The organism is Xanthomonas sp. NCPPB 3174, from assembly GCF_056725205.1.
Genome location: NZ_CM161517.1, coordinates 3,155,908 through 3,175,865 on the forward strand (window position 1 = coordinate 3,155,908; position 19,958 = coordinate 3,175,865).

At 67.1% G+C, this 19,958-nt stretch carries 13 protein-coding genes; 3 read left to right on the plus strand and 10 right to left on the minus strand.

Features of this window, described 5'->3' with window-relative positions:
- Nucleotides 1-124: 124 nt before the first annotated feature.
- On the minus strand, nucleotides 125-811 hold the full coding sequence (locus tag AC1PK7_RS13995; RefSeq protein ID WP_481098524.1) for an HAD-IA family hydrolase: 687 nt from the start codon (nucleotides 809-811) through the stop codon (nucleotides 125-127).
- A gap of 374 nt (nucleotides 812-1,185) precedes the next feature.
- On the opposite strand from AC1PK7_RS13995, the gene AC1PK7_RS14000 reads away from it, so the two are divergent.
- Together AC1PK7_RS14000 and AC1PK7_RS14005 are read left to right on the plus strand one after the other, a co-directional pair.
- Nucleotides 1,186-1,953: an ankyrin repeat domain-containing protein gene (locus tag AC1PK7_RS14000; RefSeq protein WP_371182792.1), complete on the plus strand. Its 768-nt coding sequence runs from the start codon at nucleotides 1,186-1,188 to the stop codon at nucleotides 1,951-1,953.
- A gap of 34 nt (nucleotides 1,954-1,987) precedes the next feature.
- Complete coding sequence (locus tag AC1PK7_RS14005) at nucleotides 1,988-3,181, plus strand: Tle-like phospholipase domain-containing protein (protein WP_481098525.1); 1,194 nt, start codon at nucleotides 1,988-1,990, stop codon at nucleotides 3,179-3,181.
- A gap of 209 nt (nucleotides 3,182-3,390) precedes the next feature.
- Here AC1PK7_RS14005 and AC1PK7_RS14010 read toward each other — a convergent pair whose 3' ends face one another.
- From AC1PK7_RS14010 to AC1PK7_RS14020, 3 genes are all read right to left on the minus strand, one after another.
- On the minus strand, nucleotides 3,391-4,635 hold the full coding sequence (locus AC1PK7_RS14010) for a DUF819 family protein (protein WP_481098526.1): 1,245 nt from the start codon (nucleotides 4,633-4,635) through the stop codon (nucleotides 3,391-3,393).
- A 337-nt stretch (nucleotides 4,636-4,972) separates the two neighbouring features.
- Nucleotides 4,973-7,042, minus strand: coding sequence for a S9 family peptidase (locus AC1PK7_RS14015; RefSeq protein WP_481098527.1), 2,070 nt, complete (start codon nucleotides 7,040-7,042; stop codon nucleotides 4,973-4,975).
- Nucleotides 7,043-7,498: 456 nt separating this feature from the next.
- Nucleotides 7,499-9,457 carry an OPT family oligopeptide transporter gene (locus AC1PK7_RS14020; RefSeq protein WP_481098528.1) on the minus strand — a complete coding sequence of 653 codons (1,959 nt, stop codon included), beginning with the start codon at nucleotides 9,455-9,457 and terminating at the stop codon, nucleotides 7,499-7,501.
- A gap of 592 nt (nucleotides 9,458-10,049) precedes the next feature.
- Here AC1PK7_RS14020 and AC1PK7_RS14025 point away from each other — a divergent pair.
- Nucleotides 10,050-11,816 (plus strand): peptide MFS transporter, encoded by a 1,767-nt coding sequence (locus AC1PK7_RS14025; RefSeq protein ID WP_420007366.1) that lies wholly within the window; start codon nucleotides 10,050-10,052, stop codon nucleotides 11,814-11,816.
- A gap of 72 nt (nucleotides 11,817-11,888) precedes the next feature.
- Here AC1PK7_RS14025 and AC1PK7_RS14030 read toward each other — a convergent pair whose 3' ends face one another.
- The 6 genes from AC1PK7_RS14030 to AC1PK7_RS14055 all read right to left on the minus strand — a co-directional run bounded on the left by AC1PK7_RS14030 (nucleotide 11,889) and on the right by AC1PK7_RS14055 (nucleotide 19,802).
- Nucleotides 11,889-13,490 carry an MBL fold metallo-hydrolase gene (locus AC1PK7_RS14030; protein WP_481098529.1) on the minus strand — a complete coding sequence of 534 codons (1,602 nt, stop codon included), beginning with the start codon at nucleotides 13,488-13,490 and terminating at the stop codon, nucleotides 11,889-11,891.
- Between the two features lie 79 nt (nucleotides 13,491-13,569).
- Nucleotides 13,570-14,340, minus strand: a complete 771-nt coding sequence (locus tag AC1PK7_RS14035; RefSeq protein WP_481098530.1) for a thioesterase II family protein — start codon at nucleotides 14,338-14,340, stop codon at nucleotides 13,570-13,572.
- Complete coding sequence (locus tag AC1PK7_RS14040) at nucleotides 14,337-15,338, minus strand: TauD/TfdA family dioxygenase (protein ID WP_481098531.1); 1,002 nt, start codon at nucleotides 15,336-15,338, stop codon at nucleotides 14,337-14,339. The genes AC1PK7_RS14035 and AC1PK7_RS14040 overlap by 4 nt, the downstream gene beginning before the upstream one ends.
- A gap of 69 nt (nucleotides 15,339-15,407) precedes the next feature.
- A complete protein-coding gene (locus tag AC1PK7_RS14045; RefSeq protein WP_481098532.1) occupies nucleotides 15,408-17,834 on the minus strand; it encodes an ABC transporter permease in 2,427 nt (808 codons plus the stop codon).
- On the minus strand, nucleotides 17,831-18,556 hold the full coding sequence (locus tag AC1PK7_RS14050) for an ABC transporter ATP-binding protein (protein WP_420007371.1): 726 nt from the start codon (nucleotides 18,554-18,556) through the stop codon (nucleotides 17,831-17,833). Before AC1PK7_RS14050 ends, AC1PK7_RS14045 begins: the two co-directional genes overlap by 4 nt.
- A 1-nt stretch (nucleotide 18,557) precedes the next feature.
- Nucleotides 18,558-19,802, minus strand: coding sequence for an efflux RND transporter periplasmic adaptor subunit (locus AC1PK7_RS14055; RefSeq protein ID WP_481098533.1), 1,245 nt, complete (start codon nucleotides 19,800-19,802; stop codon nucleotides 18,558-18,560).
- Between the last annotated feature and the right edge of the window lie 156 nt (nucleotides 19,803-19,958).

Here is a 19,958-nt window from a genome sequence, read left to right on the forward strand (position 1 = left end):
TCAGCCGCGAGGCCTTACCGATAGCGCGTCGCGGCTGAAGCCGCTCCTACGGAAAAGCACGCGGATGCCATGCACTCGCGAGGCTGCTCCCAATCCCCAATCCCGATTCCCCAATCCCAGCTCTTCAAGCCGCCGCGTCACGCACCAATGCCGCATAGGTCTGCGGCAACTCGCGCATGTGTTCCATCACCGCGGCCACGCCGAGCTGGCGCAGGGTCGCGGCGTGCCCGGCGGGAATGTGGGCGGCGCCAGTAAAGCCGATCACGGTCATGCCCGCGGCCAGCGCGGCGCTCGCGCCGGTGGCGCTGTCCTCGATCACCAGGCAGCGTTCCGGCGCCACGCCCAGCGTGTTCGCCGCCAGCAGATACACGTCCGGCGCGGGCTTGGGCCGCGCCACCATGTCGGCGCTGAAGATGCGTTCGCCGACGCGCTCGGCCAGGCCGGCGCGCGCCACCGAGGCGACCACGCTCTCGCGCATGCTGTTGGAGGCGACCGCGATCGGCAGCGGCAACGCCAGCAAGGCCTCGCGCACGCCGGCGATCGGCTGCACTTCGGCCGCGATCAGCGCTTCGGAGCGCGTGCGGATCTCCTGATACAGGCCCGGCGGCAGTTCCAGCGCGTACTGCCGTTGCACGCGCTGCACGATCTCCTGCGCGGTGAGGCCGAAGCTGCCGGCGAGAAGCTGTTCCAGTTCGGCCCGCGGCACATAGGCGCCCAGCGCGTCGAGCATCACCCGGTCGGCCAGCACTTCGCTGTCGACGAGCACGCCGTCGCAATCGCTGATCAACAGGTCGAAGGGGGTCGCCGTCATCGCGCGCTCCTTGGGGAAAACCGCCATTATGCCGCCGTGCGCATGTCCCTCGCCTGTGTGGCGTCGATAGTGGCGGCGCGCAGGCCGGCCACGGACGCGCATGACGCGCGCAGGACGCAGGCGCACGCGCGTCTGCGCATTGGCCGCGCCTGGACGCCCTGCCCGTTCGCGACTGCAACCACGCCGTGATGGCATTCCGATTGGCAAGCGTTTGTTTCCGGTTAAACCACCCGGCACCGAACGGAACGCCGCCCAAGATCCGCAGACAACGTCACAAAACTGCCGCGAAACCCCGGCAAACCGCTGCTAGGATCGACAGCGGCGCCAGGACGTGCGCCGTCATCCCAGGACCGCGAACAGGAAAGGAGCCTTGCATGCGTACGCCCGTCCCCGCCCTGATCGCACTCGCGACCTCGCTGTTCTTCTCGGTCAGTTGCGCCGCACAGTCCGGCGCCAAGGAGCATTCCGCCATGTCAGCCTCGCTGCAGGATCATTCGGTCGCCTTCCGCGACCCCGCACTCGCCGACATCGCCGCCGCCATCGCGCGCGGCGACGTCGCCCGCATCGCTGCCCTGGCGCCCAGCACGGACCTGTCCGCGCACGGCGACCAGAACGTCACCCTGCTCGAATGGGCCATCTGGAACGAACAACCGCGCGCACTGGCGGCGCTGCTCGACGCCGGTGCCGACCCGTCGCTGCCGGGCATGGATCAGGAAACCGTGGTGCACATGGCCGCCATGGCCAAGGATCCGCAATACCTGCAGATCCTGCTGCAGCACGGCGCCCCGGTCGACCCGGTGAGTGCGCGCGCGCACTGGACGCCGCTGTTCCGCGCCGTGCAGAGCAAGCGCGATGCGCAGATCGAAATGCTGCTCAAGGCCGGCGCCGATCCGAAACGGGTCGACGCCACCGGCAACTCGTTGCTGCACCTGGCCGCGCAGAGCAGCGCCGGCAATCCGTGGGTGCCCAAGCTGCTGCAGGCCGGGGTCGACCCGAACCTGCGCAACGCCCAGGGCAAGACCTTCCAGGCGTACTTCTTCAACACGCCCGAGCGCCTGCTCAACGCCAACGCGCAGCAGGTCCGCAACGACGTGCGCGCCTGGCTGAGCGCCCACACCATCCCGTTGGAAGCGAGCCGCTGACGCGGTCGGTCGCCACATTCGCACGGAGCCGCGCATGAACCAGAACGAGCTTTCCCCGTCCGATCCGTCCACCTCCTTCTCCGACGCCGTCCGCGGCCAGCAGCCGCAGGCCGTGGACCGGCAACTGCCGCCACTGCTGCAGGACCTCTACCACACCGCCGCCGAGCGCCGCGCCGGCGGCGCCGAGACCTTCGCCGCCTTGCCCAATGGCTGGTCGCGCATGGACGACGCCGCGCTGCAGCGCGCCGGCATCGACCCCAGCCTGCAGCACGACGCCAAGAGCGGCTTCGATGCGGCGTTCTACCGCAACCCGCAGGGCAACGTGGTGCTGGGGTTCTGCGGCACCGACGAACTGAAGGACTGGAAGCACAACATCGGCCAGGGCCTGGGCTTTTCCGACGCGCAGTACGCCTCGGCGATCCAGCTCGGCAGCCAGGCCAAGCAGGCCTTCGGCGACAACCTGCTGATCTCCGGGCACTCGCTGGGCGGCGGCCTGGCCGCGGCCTCGTCGATGGTCAACGACGTGCCGGCAGTGACCTTCAACGCCGCCGGGGTCAACAACAAGACTCTGGAGCGTGAAGGCCTGGATGCCGACGCCGCCAAGGCCTATGCCGCCGACGGGCTGATCCGCGGCTATCACGTCAAGAACGAACTGCTGACCTATCTGCAGGAGGACAACCTGCTCACCCGCGGCCTGATGCCCGACGCCGCCGGCCACCAGATCCAGTTGCCGGAACCGGACCCGCTGTCGTTCGGCCAGCGCCTGGTCCCCGGCATGATGCTCAAGCATCGCCTGGACCTGCACGGCATCGACTCGGTGATGAAGGCCGAGGATCTGCAGGCGCAAAGCCAGGGGCAAGCGCAATCGGCCGGCCTGTCGACCGGCAGCCGCCTGTTCAACGACGCGGTGGTGCAACTGGACGGGCAGCGCGACCGGCTCGGCCTGCACGACGATGGCGCCTTTCTCAACACCGCCGCCAGCGTGGCAGCGCGCGCCGGCCAGGACGGCCTGCAGCGTATCGATCAGGTCCTGCCGAGCCGCGATGGCGACCGCCTGTTCGCGGTCCAGGGCCAGCCGGAAAACCCGGCGCACCTGCGCAGCCAGGTACAGACCGCGGACGCGGCCCACGAGCCGTCGCAGGCCAACGTCGGCCAGTTGCAGCAGCAGAACCTGCAGGCGCCGCCGCAGCAGCAGGAAGAACGGCAGCGCAGCGTGGCGATGCAGTAATCGCCGCCACGGGTGGGTCATGGCAGGCGTCCGCGAGGACGCCTGCCGAATCAGACCAGGACGGCGAAAGCGACAGGCATGCTGCGAGCCAAGGTCATCCGATAGGAAGCCTTGGAGGTGAGAGCCGCAGCACGCGGAACCCCACCGCAACGCTCGCCTGACGCGGTCGGCACGAACGCTTACCTCCTGCGGTGGCGCGCCCGCGTGGCTCAGCCAGCGCCGGCCATCGCGCGCAGCACGATGCCCACCACGTAGGCCAAATAGGTGCCGGTGGCATAGCCCATCGTGCCCAGCAGCACGCCGACCGGGGCCAGCGCCGGATGGAACGCGGCCGCCACCACCGGCGCCGAGGCCGGGCCGCCGACGTTGCTCTGCGAGCCGATCGCGAAATAGAAGAACGGCACCCGCAGCAGCTTGCCCAGCGCCAGCAGCAGCAGGACGTGCACGATGAGCCAGATCAGGCCGAGCGCGAAGATCCAGGGGCGGTCGAACAGCGCCAGCAGGTCCATCTGCATGCCGATGCAGGCGATCAGGAAGTACAGCAGCAGCGTGCCGATGCGCGAGGCGCCGGCGCCCTCGAGGGTGCGCGCGCGGGTGAAGCTGAGCAGCAGGCCGAAGGTGGTGGCCAGCACCACCACCCACACGAACGGCGAGCCGAGGCTGAACTGCTTGGCCCAACCCACGTTCGCGTCGAACCACGCCGCCGTGGGCGTGGCGATCGCATGCGCCAGGCCGACCGCGCCGAAGGCGACGCCGACGATCAGCATCAGGTCGGTGAGGCTGGCCACGCGCTCGTGCTGGGCCTGGAAGTGGGCGATACGCTGCTTGAGGTCGTCGATGCCGCGGGTGTCGGCGCCGGTGCGCGCGTCGATGGCCGACGCACGCTGTGCCAGGAAGATCAGCAGCGCCATCCACACGTAGCCGACGCCGACGTCGACCACCGCGAACTGGCCGAAGGTGGTGGCATCGACCTGGAACACCTCGCGCATCGCCAGCATGTTGGCGCCACCGCCGATCCAGCTGCCGGCCAACGCCGCCATGCCGGCCCAGGTGTCGCCGGCCACGGTGACCGGGTGCAGCCATTTCATCACCTGGAACGCGACCACCGCGCCCAGCATGATGCTGAAGGACGCGCCCAGGTACATCGCCACCAGCTTGGGCCCCAGCCGCAGGATGCCCTTGAGGTCGACGGTGAGGGTGAGCAGCACCAGCGCCGCCGGCAGCAGCACGTCGCGCGCGACCGGGTTGTAGAGCGAATTGTGTTGTCCGTCGATCAGGCCGACGGTGTTGTAGATGCCCGGAATCAGATAGCAGAGCAGCAGCGCCGGCACGACGCGGTAAAAGCGCTTCCAGAATCCCGACGGCCGCGCCGCGGTCCAGAACACCGCACCCAGGGTGGCGGCGATCAGGCCGAAGATGACGATGTCGTTGGTGATCAGCGGCGTCGAGGGCATCGGGCTGTGGGGCGGGGATTCGGGATTCGGGATTTGGGATTTGGGATTCGCGACTGGGGAGCGGAAGTTGAGCGTTGGAAGGGAAACGAAGATCGAAACAGCGCAGCGACGTGCGGCGACTTCGTAGGACGGCCGCGGCTACGAGCACCCTGCTTTATGTGGGAGGGGCTTCAGCCCCGACGCTTTAGCGGTAAGGCGTCGGGGCTGAAGCCCCTCCCACAAGGGCAAGGGCGATCGCATTACCGGGATCGCGGGAAAATCCCGAATCCCGAATCCCCAATCCCGGGACCTGGGCCATGACCGAAAAGGGGCCCGGAAACCCGAGCCCCAGGTCCCCTCACTCCCCGATATGCTGCTTCAGCCAGCCGTTGACCGTGTCGTGCCAGAGGATGCTGTTCTGCGGCTTCAGCACCCAGTGGTTCTCGTCCGGGAAGTACAGGAACTTGGACTCGATGCCCTTGCGCTGCAGCGCGCCGAACGCGGCCAGGCCCTGCTCCATCGGGATGCGGAAATCCTGCTGGCCGTGGATCACCAGCATCGGCACCTTCCACTTGTCCACGTGCAGGATCGGGTTGAACTTCTCGTAGCCGGCCGGGTTCTGCCACGGCGTGCCGCCGTTCTCCCACTCGCTGAACCACAGCTCTTCGGTGGCGTAGCCCATCATGCGGTTGTCGAACACGCCGTCGTGGTCGACCAGGCACTTCCACGGCTTGTTCCAGTTGCCGGCCATCCAGTAGACCATATAGCCGCCGTAGCTGGCGCCCAGCGCGCAGGCCTTGTCGCCGTTGAGGAAGCCGTACTGCTTCTGCGCCGCGTCCCAGCCCTTCTGCAGGTCTTCCAGCGGGCGGTCGCCCCAGTGCTGGCTGATCGCATCGGTGAAGGCCTGGCCGTAGCCGGTGGAACCGTGGAAGTCGATCATCACCACCGCGTAGCCCTGCCCCGCATAGGTCTGCGGGTTCCAGCGGTAGCTCCAGCCGTTGCCGAAGCTGCCCTGCGGGCCACCGTGGATCAGGAACGCCACCGGATAGGTCTTGCCTTCCTGGTAGTTGTACGGCTTGACCACGTAGCCGTGCACGGTGTCGTTGTTCCAGCCCTTGAACGAGAACTGCGCATAGTCGCCGAACTTCACGTCCGGCAGCAGTTCGCCGGCGCTGGGGGTGATGGCGCGCGGCTGCTGGCCGTCGGCATCGGCGACCACGATCTGGTCGCCGCTCTTGAGGCTGTTGCGGGTGAAGGCCAGGGTGTTGCCGGCCAGCACCGGCGCGCCGACGCTGCCGTCGGCGGCCACGGTGCGGACCTTGCCATCGGCCACGTCGACCGCGAACAGCGGGTGCTGGCCCATGTCGTCGGCGGTGGTGTAGACGGTCTTGCCGTCGGCCGACAGCACGATCTCGCCGGCCGAACGATCCCACTGCGGGGCGATCTCGCGGGTCTTGCCGCTGGCCACGTCCATCGCCATCAGGCCGAAGCGGTCGGCCTCGAAGCCGGGCCGCTTCATCGCGCGGTAGTACAGGGTCTTGCCGTCGGCGGAGAACACCGGGCCGGCGTCCCACGCGGGGTTGGCCGCGGTCAGGTTGACCGGCGCGGCCTTGCCGGCGGCGTCCAGCCGGTACAGGTCGAAGTTGGTCGACCACGGCTCCTCGCGGCCGGCCACGCGCACGCTGGCGACCAGCGACTGCCCGTCCGGCGCCCAGGTGTAGTCCTCGCTGCCGCCGAACGGCTTGGAGGGGATGTCGCCGGCCAGGGTCACGCTGACCGCCGAGGCGCCGGCCACCGGCTTGGCCTTGGCGCCGGCGGGCAGCGGCGCGACGAACAGGCTGTTGCGACGGCCGTCGTTCCAGGTGTCCCAGTGGCGCACGAACAACTGATCGAACACCACGCCGCTGGCCTTGGACTGCTTCTTGGCGTCCAGGCGCTTCTGCGTGCAGGCCAGATCCGAGCCGCAATCCTGGAACACGCCGGCGCTGAAGGCCACGCGGTCGCCCTGCGGGGCGATGCGGTAGCTGTCCACGTCCAGCGCGAAATCGGTGAGCTGGCGCGGCGCGCCGCCGGCCAGCGGCAGCGCGTACAGCTGCTGGCGGCCGGACTTGGCGCTGAGGAAGTACACGGTCTTGCCGTCGGCCGACAGTTCCGGCGAATTGACGTTCCAGCCTTCCGGGGTCAGCCGCTTCGGCGGCGCCGCATCGCGGGTGCGCAGGTCGCGCAGCCACAGGCTGGTGCTGGACTTCTCCAGCGCCTTGTCCATCTGCCGCTTGGCGAAGATCACCGTGCCGCCGTCGGGCGTCAGCAGCGGCGAGGACACCCGGTCCAGCGCGACCATGTCGCGGACTTCGAAACCGCGGGTGGCGGCCAGCGCGGGCAGCGCGGTCAGCAGGGCCAGGGGCAGCAAGGCGTAGCGCAGGGTCATCGGGCGTCTCCGGAACACGGCAAAACGTCGATGGTAGGGGCCGTGGTGGGCGTGGCGCAAAGGACTGAAGTCATGGAGGGGCTGGGATTGGGGAGTCGGGATTGGGGATTGGGAAGAGCGAGGTGCTGGCTCGGCGGGGACTACGAAGAGTCGCACTGGCCCGGTGGTGGACAGCAGGCAGACCACGTCCGTACGCGCGGCAGGGTGCGAGGGGATCGGTATTGATAGTGCGATGCGTCAGCTTGGCGAAGCGCAGGAGGCCGGTGACGACGCTGGCCTTGGTGGTGAAGCACGCGCCATTCAGTGCGATTCGTTCTTGGATCTCGGCGCTGCACGCGGCGCGGACCAGCCGACAAAAAACTGCTGCGGCACGCTGTGCGCGGGCTCGGCAGCAAACGCGAAGCCCGGCGCGGGGCCGGGCTTCGGATGTTGCGTTGCGGGAGGCGGTTGCGCCGGTTAGGTGCGCGGCGCGGCCGCGGCTTCGCCCTTGCGGCCGGTGCGGTACAGCAGCCAGCCGACGAAGGCCAGCAGGGACAGGCCGGCCCACTGGTTGAGGTGGAACGCCTCCGGCAGTGCCAGCACGTCGGCGCGGCCCGAAGCCACGATCGGCACCGCGATGGCGATGCCCATCAGCGCTTCGCCGGTGATCAGGCCCGCGGCGAACAGCGTGCCCGGACGGTGCACGCGGTCGCGCCCCTCTTCGTCGTCGGCGCGGATCTTGTGGAAGCGCTCGACCAGATGGGTCAGCAGGCCGCCGAGGAAGATCGGCACCATCAGTTCGAGCGGCAGGTAGATGCCGATCGCCGCGGCCAGCACCGGCACGCGGAAGTGCTTGCCGGTCTTCTTCAGCCACTCGTCCAGGGCGATGATCGCCGCGCCGACGCCGGCACCGATGCCGATCATGGTCCACGGCAGTTCGCCGCCGAACAGGCCCTTGGCCACCGACGCCATCAGCGTGGCCTGCGGCGCCGCCAGCGCATTGGGATGCTGCGGCGTGGCCGCGCCGATGCCGTAGGCCTGGGCCAGCAGGTTCAGCACCGGCGCCATGATCAGCGCGCACGAGAACGCACCGATCGCCAGCATCAGCTGCTGCTTCCACGGCGTGGCGCCGACCAGGTAACCGGCCTTCAGGTCCTGCAGGTTGTCGCCGCCGACCGCGGCAGCACAGCAGACCACCGCGCCGATCATGATCGCGGCGACCGCGCCGATCGGCGAATCGCGCCCGAGCAGCAGCACCAGCACCGCCGAGGCGAACAGGATGGTGGAGATGGTGATGCCGGAGACCGGATTGTTCGACGAGCCGATCAGGCCGGCCAGGTAGCCGGACACCGACACGAACAGGAAGCCGGCGACGATCATGATGAGGGTCATCGGCACGCTGACGTGCCACTGGCCGACGATGGCCTGATACAGGCTCAGCAGCGGCAGCGTGCACAGCAGCAGCGCCACCAGCATCCACTTCATCGGCAGGTCGCGATCGGTCTCGGCCACCGCGGTGCCGCCGGTGCTCTTGCGCGCCGCGGCGAAGCCGCTCTTGACGCCCGACAGCAGCGACTTGCGCAGCGAGAACAGGGTCCACACGCCACCGATCAGCATCGCGCCCACGCCGAGGTAGCGCACCTTGGCCGACCAGATGCCGAACGCGGCCTCGGCCGCCGGCGCATTGGCCAGGCTCTGCGCCAGCGCCGGATCGGAGCCCATGAAGAACTGCTGGTACAGCGGAATGGCCAGATGCCAGGACAGGATCGAGCCGGACAGCACCACGATGCCGACGTTGAGCCCGACGATGTAGCCCACGCCCAGCAGCGCCGGCGACAGATTGGTGCCGACGTAGCCGACCATCTTGCTGCTGCCGATGTACGCGGCCTGCGCCCAGGTATCGGGAATCACCTTCAGGCCGCTGGCCGCGCCGAGCTTCACCAGCCCGCCGATCGCCGCCGACAGGCCGAGGATCTTCAGCCCCGGCCCGGGGTTCTCGCCGGCCTTGAGCACTTCCGCGGCGGCCTTGCCTTCCGGGAACGGCAGCGGATCCTCGACGATCATCGAGCGTCGCAGCGGCACCGAGAACAGCACCCCGAGCAGGCCGCCCATGCCGGCGATGCCCAGCACCCACCAGTATTTGAAGTCCGGCCAGTAGCCCATGATCACCAGCGCCGGAATGGTGAAGATCACCCCCGCCGCGATCGAGGAACCGGCCGACGCGCCGGTCTGCACGATGTTGTTCTCGAGGATGGAGCCGCCGCCGAGCAGGCGCAGCACGCCCATCGACACCACCGCCGCCGGAATCGCGGTGGCGATGGTCAGGCCGGCGAACAGACCGAGGTAGGCATTGGCGGCGGACAGCACCACGGCCAGCACGATCGCCAGCACCACGGCACGGAACGTGAGCTGGCGCGGCGCGGCAGCGTTGTTCATGGTTACCCCTGAAACGACAAAAACGCTTTGCACGCTAGCGTCTGGGGCCGGGCAAGTCCAGCCTCGCGGCGCCCAGCTTGTGGCACATGCCTGGGGGCCGGGATTGGGGATTCGGGATTGGGGATTTGCAGAAGCTGAGGCAGTTGGTGGCCCCTCTCCCACCGGGAGAGGGGTTGGGGTGAGGGTCCGACGTCACGCAGCGCGCCCAGCCATGCAGGCGCTGCCCAACCCTCATCCGCCCCTGCGGGGCACCTTCCCCCCGAAAAGGGGGCCGTGGTCCCGACGGGAGAAGCAACCAAAAGTAGCCCCTCTCCCATCGGGAGAGGGGTTGGGGTGAGGGCACGGCGGCACGCAGCGCGTCCCAGCCATGCAGGCGCTGCCCAACCCTCATCCGCCCCTGCGGGGCACCTTCCCCCCGAAAAGGGGGCCGTGGTCCCGATGGGAGAAGGAACAGCAAGAGCCCCTCTCCCACCGGGAGAGGGGTTGGGGTGAGGGTACGGCGGCCGCCGAACCCTCCATGCCGCGCGCCGCCATTCGCGCGGGCGCAGGCGCGCCTATACTCCGCCGCTGCCTTCCTGCGCCGAGAGTCGCCGTGTCCGTGTCCTCCCTGCCGCTGCGCGACGCGCGCGACGATTTCCTCGGCCATCCCAAGGGCGTTTACGTCTGCTTCTTCACCGAGATGTGGGAGCGCTTCTCCTTCTACGGCATGAAGGCGCTGCTGTTGCTGTACCTGACCAAGTACCACCTGTTCGGCGACGACGCCGGGCTCGACCTGCTCGGCGCCTACGGCGGCCTGGTGTATTGCGTGCCGGTGCTCGGCGGGCTGCTCGCCGACCGCTGGCTGGGCATGCGCAAGGCGGTGGTGTTCGGCGGACTGCTGCTGGTGCTCGGCCACATCGGCATGGCCTTCGAGGGCCACGCCGCCACCCGGATCAACGGCGAGGTGGTCCGCGATACCGCGTCCCTGGGCGTGACCTACCTGTCGCTGGCGCTGATCATCATGGGCGTGGGCTTCCTCAAGCCCAACATCTCCACCATCGTCGGCAAGCTGTACCCGGCCGACGACCCGCGCCGCGATGCCGGCTTCTCGCTGTTCTACGCCGGCATCAACCTCGGCGCCCTGTTCGCCTCGCTGGTCTGCGGCTTCCTCGGCGAGGCCTACGGCTGGCGCTACGGCTTCGGCGCGGCCGGCATCGGCATGCTGCTCGGCCTGGGCATGTTCCTGTGGGGCCAGAAATACCTGCACGGCCACGCCGAACCGGCGCAGCCGGCGCTGCTGCGCGAGCGCGTGCTCGGCGTGCCGCGCGAATGGGCGATCTACCTGTGCGCCGTGCTGGGCGTACTGCCGGTGGCCGCCTTGATGTGGGCCGCGGCCAACGGCGCCTTCAGCCTGGGCGGGGAAATCTCCCTGGCCTTGCTGCTGATGCTGCTGGTGCTCGGCGCGGTGCTGCTGTGGTTCGCCTGGTTCACCGGCACCCAGTGCACGCCGGTGCAGCGTCAGCAGATGATCGCGCTGATGGTGCTGATCGCGATGGCGCTGGTGTACTTCACCCTGTACGAGCAGACCTACGGTTCGTGGGTCACCTTTACCGACCGGCTGATGACCAAGGACATCGTGCCGTCGCTGGTGATCCGCGGCGGCACGCCCCTGCCCTGGTCGATCGCCTCGCTGCTGCTGGCGCCGTTGGGCTTCGTGCTGGCGGCCTCGCTGTCCGACCGCCGCCCCGGCTCGTCGGCGCCGCGGCGGCTGTTCGTCGCAGTCAGCGCGTTGATGCTGCTGTTCCTGATCCGCGACTGCCTGGTGCTGCCGCAGACCGCCGGCTCGCTGACCTATCTGGGCGCGCTGTTCCTGGTACTGCTGGCGCCGCTGTTCGCCGCGCTGTGGGCGTGGCTGGCGCGGCGCGGGCGCGAGCCGTCCAAGCCGGCCAAGTCGGCGATGGGGCTGTTGCTGGCCGGCCTGTCCTTCGTGCCGCTGGCGCTGGCCGCGCAACAGGTCGGCGCGACCGGCCAGATGGCCAGCGTGTGGTGGCTGGTGCTGGCCTACTTGGTGCTGGAGGCCGGCGAAATGTGCCTGTCGCCGGTCGGCCTGTCGGCGGTGACCCAACTCGCGGTGCCGCGCGTGGTCAGCCTGATGATGGGCACCTGGTTCCTGGCCACGGCGTTCTCCGAGGCGCTGGCGGCGCTATTCGGCAAGCTGGCCGCCATCGAGGTACCGGATGGCCAGACCCTCAACGTCGCCGACGCCGCGGCCAAGTACGCGCACCTGTTCTGGCTGCTGCTGTGGATCGGCGTGGGTTGCGCGGTATTGGCCTTCCTCGCCGCGCCGCTGCTGCGGCGGATGATGCATGGGGTGCGTTGAGCGGATTGCCCCAGGCGGATCGGCTCGAATACCGCGAAAAGCGGCTCCCGCTTCGTGCGGGAGCCTTGTCCGTCAAGCCAGTTCCAGGCGCTTCTTGCCGTAGAGGCGTTCGGCCGGAATGGCATTGCCCTCGCAGACCTCCAGCATCTTGCCGGTCTGGATCATCTGCTCGGAGGTCTCGTCGTAGTCCAACCCCATGAAGTACTTGTACCAGGGCTCCATGCCCAGGGCATACAGGTAGATCTGGGAAGGATTGAAGATCTGCGCGATGTTGTAGGCCTGTTCGAAGTTGGATCCGTTCAAGCGCCGCGACTCCTTGACCTTCTTGCTGACCAGCTTGGTATGCAGGGCACCGTAGAGCCAGGTATAGGGTGCGCCGACGCATTCCATGCCGATCGCCATCACATCCAGTTCGCCCAGGCAATCGCCGATATGGCGGTACATCCGCGGGTCCAGATTGGACGAGTCCGCGCCCATGAAGATCTTCTTCCCCAACAGGTCGTAGAACCATGCGGTCTTGGATCGCACGTTGAGATCGCCGTGCTCGCCCAGGAAGGGGACGCTGACGATCCTCCCGCCAGGCACCATGATCTCGTCCATGTCGTCCATCTCGATGACGTCGAAGCCGAACTGCTTGAGCAGCAGGCGCAACGACGGATCGGACAGCGTCCCGCCATTGTTCTTCGGCACCAGGACCTTGCCGATCTTGTGCCGCAACTGCAGCAGGGACTCCAGATTGGCATGGTCCTGGTGATTGTGGGTGATGCAGACGTAGTCGATATGATCCGGCAGTTGGCTGAAGCTGACCACTTGGTCGGAGAAGCTGGCGCCGCGCGAGGCGATGACCGGGTCCACCAGGATCGTGACGTCTGCCGTCTGCAGCATGAAGCCCGCATGCCCCAGATACTCCAGGCGCACGCCCGCTCCCACCGGCTCGTGGCGCTGCGACGGTGCCGTTTCGGTGAACAGATCGCGATAGGACAACCCACCCGCGGTCTCGCGGCCGGCGAACAACGCATCCAGCGCCTCGGCGGTGATCGGCTGGGTGCGTGTGCGGAACACGGTATCCAGCAGCAAGTCGTTGTAGTCGATGCGCAGTTGCAGGTTGCGCGCCTCGGGCAGGCGCGGCGTGCTCAGGACGAACGGCCGCTGGCCCTCCTCGTTGAGAATGCCGAACGACACGCTCTGCAGCGAACGTTTGTAGTACGGGCTGCGGTACAGCAGGCTCTCCAGCAGGCGATACGACGGATGATGCTCAAGGTCCATGAACAGCTCGACGTAGCCGCGCAGCGGCTCGGGCACCTTTTCGTACAGGTATTCGATCGACTCCCCCGACGTGTGGGTGCGCAATAGCTCGTCCAGTTGCCGCACCGCGTCGGACAATTCGACCAGATCGGCATGCTGTTCGTCGATGTGGTCGACCAGCGCCTTGATATCGGCGACCTGGTCCTCGCTGCAGTCCAGGAACTCCGCTCCTGCCATGCCGGGCTGGTTCACGGCCATGATGTGCAGCTTATAGTTCTTGACGAAGGAGCTCATGATCCGGCGATGCGTATTGACCATGTGCCGTGCCCCGGTCACCGGCGGCAACAGGTAGGGCCAGGCATACCACTGGTTGACCAGCGGTTCGAAATAGACGTCTTCCCGCAAATACAGCAGCGTCTGCGCGCTCATGTTGCACCTCTCCTTGATGTGGCGACGCGACGGTTATCGCGCCAAACGAGTCTGATCTGTGATTGTCCCTGCAGCGCACCTAGGCGACGCTGCGCTGGCTCGCCCCGGCGCCGCGACCACGGAACATCGCCGCGACCTGCGCGAGCAGTTGGTCTTCGTGGGTGTGGATGAAGAAATGGCCGCCATCGACCTCCCTGAAATCCACCGGCGCGGCGAACCGCTCCTGCCACGCATAGACGTGGTCTTCGTCGATGGCGTCGCGGGTGCCGTAGAACACCGTCGCCGGCACCGGCAACACCGGCTTCAAGGTCTTCTGATAGGTCTCGATCAACGCGAAGTCGGCGCGCAGTCCCGGCAATACCAGTTCGAACAGCTCATCGTCGTCGAGCAGTTCGGGAGGCGTGCCATCGAGTTCACGCAACATCTGCTTGAAGTCGGCCGAGGACATGCTGCTATAGGGACGGGCCAGCGTGCGCCGCCAGGGTGCGGGGTTGGCAGACAGCAACAGCCGTTGCGGTAGCGGCAGACCGAGCGTGTACAGCCGGCATGCCAGTTCGAACGCAATCATGGCGCCGTTGCTGTGCCCGAAAAAACTGAACTCTCCTTCCTCCAGCAACGGCCGGATCGCCCCGACCAGGTCGTCGAGCAGCGCCCGCATGGACGCATGCGGCGTCTCGATCAGGCGTGGTCCCTTGCCCGGCGCCTGGATTCCGATCACCTCCACCGACGCCGGCAGGCGTGCCGGCCAGGTCCGGAACAGATGCGCGTTGCCGCCGGCGTAGGGAAAGCAGAACAAGCGGTGCGCAGGTGTCGAGACACCCGGGAAGCGCACGAACCAGGAGCGGCTCACGCCAGCCCCCCTGCGGCCTGCGCGAGGTCCGCGGCATGGGGTGTGGACATTCCCACCAGCACCTGGCGGTTGCCGCTGTAGGGATCTCGCCCATGCGAATAGAGCATGTTGTCCAGCAGCATCAAGTCGTTGCGCTGCCAATCGAAGCGCAGCGTATGCCGGTCGTAGACCGCGCGGATGGCATCCAGATCGCGCGGCGCGATCGGCGCGCCGTCGCCGTAGTAGGTGTTTCTGGGCAGCTCCTGTTCGTCCATGGCGGCCAGCAGGGCGTCGCGGATCTCGGGGAGCAGGTTGGTGACATGGAACAGATGCGCCTGGTTGAACCACACCACCTCGTCGCTGCCCGGGTGCACCGCTGACGCCTGGTTGACCTGGCGGGTTCGCAGACGATCTCCCTCGCCCCAGGCGAATTCGATCTGGTTCAGGCGGCAGAATTCTTCCACATCTGCGCGCTGATCGGTCTGGAACACCTCGGTCCAGGGAATGTCGATCTCCGAGTAGTTGCGCACATACATGACGCCGTCGCGCTCGAACCGGGCACGGATGGCATCGGGGATGTCACGGTAGACCTTGCGACTGTCGCAGATCGGAGTGGCGCCACCGACCGGCGCGGGAATCGTGCACATGAAGCCGATGCGCATCGCCCAGCGATTGGAATAGGAATTCTCGTTGTGCTGCGGAATGACCTGATCGGGGTGATACTCGGTCGCGGTATAGACATTGCCGCGCAGTTCCGTGCGCGGCGTCGAGCGGTAGGCATAGTGGATCAACTCGTCGCCGAACAGCGTGGACAGGACGCTGCCGAACTGGTGACTGCCGACGAACTTCAATCCACGAATGAGCAAGGCGCCGTTATCGCGCAGAAGCCGCCGCACCTGCTCGCGATTTTCCTCTGCCCATTCGGTGGCGCGCACCCCCTCGCTGTCCACCTCCAACAGCAGGCGCGTGCCTTGCACCTCCTGCAGATCCTCGCACCCCACGTCAGCCAGCGTCGTCATCCCTCGTCTCCTAAGCCGGACCCCGCCGGCACCATTCCGTTCATCAATGCCGCGACCGCCGCCCGGCGATCACTCGTAGCGCAGCGCCACCGACGGCTCATGCAGGACCGCGCGCCGTGTGGCGATGAAGATCGCCCCCAGTACCAGCGCGGAAATCCCGATCATGACCGCCAGCCCCATCAAGATCAGCACCGGCGCCCCCACGCCGACGAAGCGCGAGACGGCGAACAGAATCGCCGCCGACAGCAGGATGCTGATGCCAAGACCCACGCTCAACTGGCGTACACCCTGCTTCAGGAACAGCGCGATGATGTCGCGGTCGCGGGCGCCGATCGCGCGCCTGAGCCCGACCTCATGGGTACGCTGAATGACCGCATTGCTGCTCAGACCGTAGATGCCGGTCATCGCCAGCAGCATGGCGAAGATGCCGCAGCGCACGAACAGATCGGTCATGGTCGTTGCCATCAGCGTGAGCCGCTGCTGCACTTCTTCGTAGCTGGTGATCCGGCTCGGCGTCAGGTAGGGATCGATGCCGGCCACGGTACGGTAGATGGTGCTTCTGGCATTCTCGACGTTGCCGGTGTGCTTGACCACCACCGTGGCGTTGGCCAGCACGGCCTGGGGCAACGGCACATACAGCGAGGAAAAGCTCTTGGCACTGGTCTTGAGGAGGTCGCCGCGGCGCGCATCGGTGACCACGCCGATCACGGTACGCGTCTCGGCCGGCAGCCCCTCTTGCAAGACCCGCATGCGCTGACCCAGCGCGCCCTGTACGGGCCAATGGGTCTTGGCGACGCTCTCGCTGACCACCACCGTCTTCAGGCCGGTGGCGCTGTCGCGCGAATCGAAGTAGCGCCCCTCCAGCAGCCGCACGCCCAGCGGCTGCGGCAGCGCCGACACCACCACCAGCGTCCCTGCCGGATAGTCGCGGTCACGCTGGTATTCGACGCCATCCAGCCCGAAGCGGACCTCGCCCAGCTCCTGCAGGATCCCGGCCGCTTCCAGGCTCTGGCTATGCCGCAGTTCCGCGAGCAGGCGCTCGTAGAACTGCAACTGCTTCTGTGGCGTGCTGTAGGCCTCGCCGGTCAGCGTGACCGGCATGGTCAGCAGATTGCGCGTATCGATACCGAAATCCACGCGAGCGGCACGATAGGCGACCATCGCCATCATGCTGCCGATGATCAGCACCACGGAGATCAGCACGATCTCCACGACGACCAGCGCCCTGGAAATGCGGCCGGTGGTCCGGCCCTGTGCGCCGCGGGTGCCGTCGCGCAGCAAGGCGCTGGAACTGATGTTGGTAGCGCTCCAGGTGGGCAGCACGGACACCAGCACGATCGCGATGGCGACGAATGCCACGGCCGACAGCACCGCGCCGCTGTCCAGCCCCCAGTTCCACCAGAACGCCAGATCGCCCTCGAACGTGGACGCCAGGAAGCGGTTGGTCGCGCGCAGGGCCAGCCCGGCGAGTCCCAGGGCGAGCATGCCGCCGACCAGGCAGATGATGGTGCTCTCCATCATCATCTGCAGGACAAGCCGCCGCCGCGGTGCGCCCAGGGAAATGCGAATGGCGATTTCCTTGATGCGCTCGTTGGTCCTGGCCAGCAGCATGTTGCCGACGTTCACGCATGCCAGCAGCAGGATGAAGATCGAGACGACATTGAGGATGGCGAAGATGAAAGCGCTTTCCGGGCCGGTCTGCGCCTTCTGGAAGGTGTTGACCACCATGCCGTCGAGCAGGCTTTCGTCGCCCTCGCGGCGCGGGTAATCGACATAGACCTGGCGCAGCCTGGCACTCAGTTCGGCGCTGGCCTGATCCTGCGTCGCGCCCGCGGCGAGCCGGCCGTACGCGCTGTACGCGGCCGTGCCGTAGGTCGCCGGGTTGAGCTGACGCTCGGTCAGGGGGGTCCACAGTTCGGCGCTGATCGGGAACATGAAGCCGTCGGGCATGACGCCGACGATGCGGGTGTACTTGCCGTTGATCTGCACCACCTTGTCCACGATCGCCGGGTCGCCCGAATACAAGGCCTTCCATAGCCGGTAGCTGATCACCGCGACCGGCTCGGCGCCAACGACACTGTCTTCCGGCAGGAAGCCACGCCCCATCAATGGGCGCGTCCGCGCAAAGGAAAAGATGCTCCACTCGGCCTCCGTGGACTTGACGCTGCGGGTGGCATCGAACTCGGTGATGACCGAGCGTCCGGTCTGATAAGCCGCGATCTCGCGGATGCTGCGCGCATGCCGCAAGTGCGCCAGTTCGAAGGCATCGATGGAGACGTTGCGCCCGTCCTTCTTGCCCTGCACGCGCAGCACGCTTCCACCGCCCGGGATCGGCAGATCCTTGTAGATCATCGTGTTCAAGACGGAATAGGTGTAGATGCTGATGGCCAGGCCGCCAGCCAGCACCGCGATGGTCAACAAGGTGAAGCGCGGCGTCTTCGCCAGCAGCCGCAGCGCATAGCGGATGTCCGCGAGCAGGGGCGCCGTCGGCTTCATCGGTTGACCGGCTGCGCCGCGCTGTCGGCCACGATGCGCCCGTCGAACAGGTCGATCTGGCGCTGGGCCCGCGCCGCGGAATCGGGATTGTGGGTCACCATGCAGATGGTCGACCCTTCCGCATGCAGGCTTTCCAGCAGCGCGGTCACCACCTGCGCGTTCTTGGAATCGAGATTGCCGGTGGGCTCGTCGGCCAGGATCAGCGGCGGCCGGGCCACGACCGCGCGCGCCACCGCGACCCGCTGCTGCTGACCGCCGGACAGCTGCGGGGGAAAGTGCCGCGCCCGGTGCGACATGTCCACGCGATGCAAGGCCTGCTCGACCATCTCGGCCATCTGCCCGGCACTCAGGTCGCGCCGGTACGACAGCGGCAACGCCACGTTCTCCTCGATGGTCATGTCGCTGATGAGATTGAAGGACTGGAACACGAACCCGATCTCGCGGTTGCGGATTCGCGCGCGCTCGTCGCGGCCGATGGTGGAGACGTCGTGCTCGCCAAGCAGATAGTGACCTGCCGTCGGCGTATCCAGCAGCCCGAGCAGCGACAGCAAGGTGGACTTGCCGCAGCCGGAGGGGCCGGACAGCGACACGTACTCGCCCTTGGCGATGACCAGGTCGATGTCGTCCAACGCCCGCGTCTCCACCTCCTCGGTGAAGAACGACTTGCGCAGTCCGTGCAGGCGGATGAGCGGTGGTGCAGTGCCTTGCGGGAGCGCATCCATGCTATTTCACCAGAATGGTGTCGTGCCCTTCCCAGGCGGAAGGGTCCGAGACGATGACCCGGTCGCCTTGCCGCATCCCGCTGGCGACCTCGATGTAGCGCGTCGATGCACGCCCGAACTGGACATCGCGGCGGGTCGCCTCGCGCCCGTCCAGCACATACAGCGCCGCGCGACTCTGACTGCGCGCGAACGCAGGCCGTTCCACGTAAAGCACATCGCGCTTCTTCTCGATATCGATCACCCCCTCGACACTGAGATCGGGCCTGGCCTCCGGCGGCATCTTGCCGGTCAGCTCCACCTCGACCTTGACCACGCCGTTGGTCACCGCCGGGTCGATGCGTACCACCCGGCCCGGGATCTTGCTGGTGCGCGTATCCACGGTCACCGCCTGGTGCAGGGCGATGTCCTTGACCTGGAAATCCTGCACGTCGAGCATGGCGATCAGGCTATCGGGCGGGGTGACCCGACCGGCTTCGGTGCCCGCGGTGACGCGTTGTCCGAGTTCCAGCTTCATCGTCTGGACCACACCATCGATCCCGGCGCGGATGGTCAGATCCTCGATCTGCTGCTGGATGATGTTCTTGGACTTTTCCAGCTTGAGGCTGCGGGCTTCGTTGGCGGCGATGGTGGCCGCGAGATTGTCCTGCATGCTGGCCATGCGCTCGCGTTGCGAGGCCATGCGTTGCCGATGCTGTTCCACCGTCAACCGCGACTGTTCCACCGTGATCTTCGATACGATGCCCTTGTCCACGAGCTTCTGCTCGGCGTCGTACTTGACCTTGGTACTGAGATAGTCGAGCTCGGCATCCTTCGCATCGGCACGCAGGTCGGACAGCTGCGAACGCAGCGCCGACTGCGCGGCACGATTCTCCTTGACCTGCGCCTCCAACTCCCAGCGCGCTTCCTCCAACTGCTCGTTCAGCCGGGGATTGGACAGCTGCGCGATCACATCGCCCTTCTTGACCGAGGTACCGGCTTCCACCTCGATGCTCTGCACCAGACCGTCGACATTGACCGCCAGCAATTGCGGGTCCTTGGGCATGAGCACGCCGATGCCGCGCACCTGCACGGCGAAATCGCCACGCTGGACTTGTCCGATGATCACGTCGTCGCTGTCTACGACATACGACGCACTGCCAAATCCATCCCGGATCATGACCGCGGCGATGATCAGCACCGCCGCTGCGCCCCCCCAGAGATAACGCTTCGAAAAGCGCTTCTTACCGACTTTCCTAGCGATATCCATGCTTACGATCCATCATGCTGAATGTCCGTCCATCGAGGCGACCCGGAGAAGCCCACGCGCGAGCGCGATGCCGCATGTCCATGCGACGATCCGTGTTCGTCACCGGATCATAACCGCACATCGGCACGTGGGAATGGCAGAAAGTCACGGCTGCGC

Coding starts and splice junctions, on each gene's coding strand:
- AC1PK7_RS13995 (WP_481098524.1), bottom strand. CDS start 811: ATGACGGCGACCCCCTTCGACCTGTTGATCAGCGATTGCGACGGCGTG.
- AC1PK7_RS14000 (WP_371182792.1), top strand. CDS start 1,186: ATGCGTACGCCCGTCCCCGCCCTGATCGCACTCGCGACCTCGCTGTTC.
- AC1PK7_RS14005 (WP_481098525.1), top strand. CDS start 1,988: ATGAACCAGAACGAGCTTTCCCCGTCCGATCCGTCCACCTCCTTCTCC.
- AC1PK7_RS14010 (WP_481098526.1), bottom strand. CDS start 4,635: ATGCCCTCGACGCCGCTGATCACCAACGACATCGTCATCTTCGGCCTG.
- AC1PK7_RS14015 (WP_481098527.1), bottom strand. CDS start 7,042: ATGACCCTGCGCTACGCCTTGCTGCCCCTGGCCCTGCTGACCGCGCTG.
- AC1PK7_RS14020 (WP_481098528.1), bottom strand. CDS start 9,457: ATGAACAACGCTGCCGCGCCGCGCCAGCTCACGTTCCGTGCCGTGGTG.
- AC1PK7_RS14030 (WP_481098529.1), bottom strand. CDS start 13,490: ATGAGCGCGCAGACGCTGCTGTATTTGCGGGAAGACGTCTATTTCGAA.
- AC1PK7_RS14040 (WP_481098531.1), bottom strand. CDS start 15,338: ATGACGACGCTGGCTGACGTGGGGTGCGAGGATCTGCAGGAGGTGCAA.
- AC1PK7_RS14045 (WP_481098532.1), bottom strand. CDS start 17,834: ATGAAGCCGACGGCGCCCCTGCTCGCGGACATCCGCTATGCGCTGCGG.
- AC1PK7_RS14050 (WP_420007371.1), bottom strand. CDS start 18,556: ATGGATGCGCTCCCGCAAGGCACTGCACCACCGCTCATCCGCCTGCAC.
- AC1PK7_RS14055 (WP_481098533.1), bottom strand. CDS start 19,802: ATGGATATCGCTAGGAAAGTCGGTAAGAAGCGCTTTTCGAAGCGTTAT.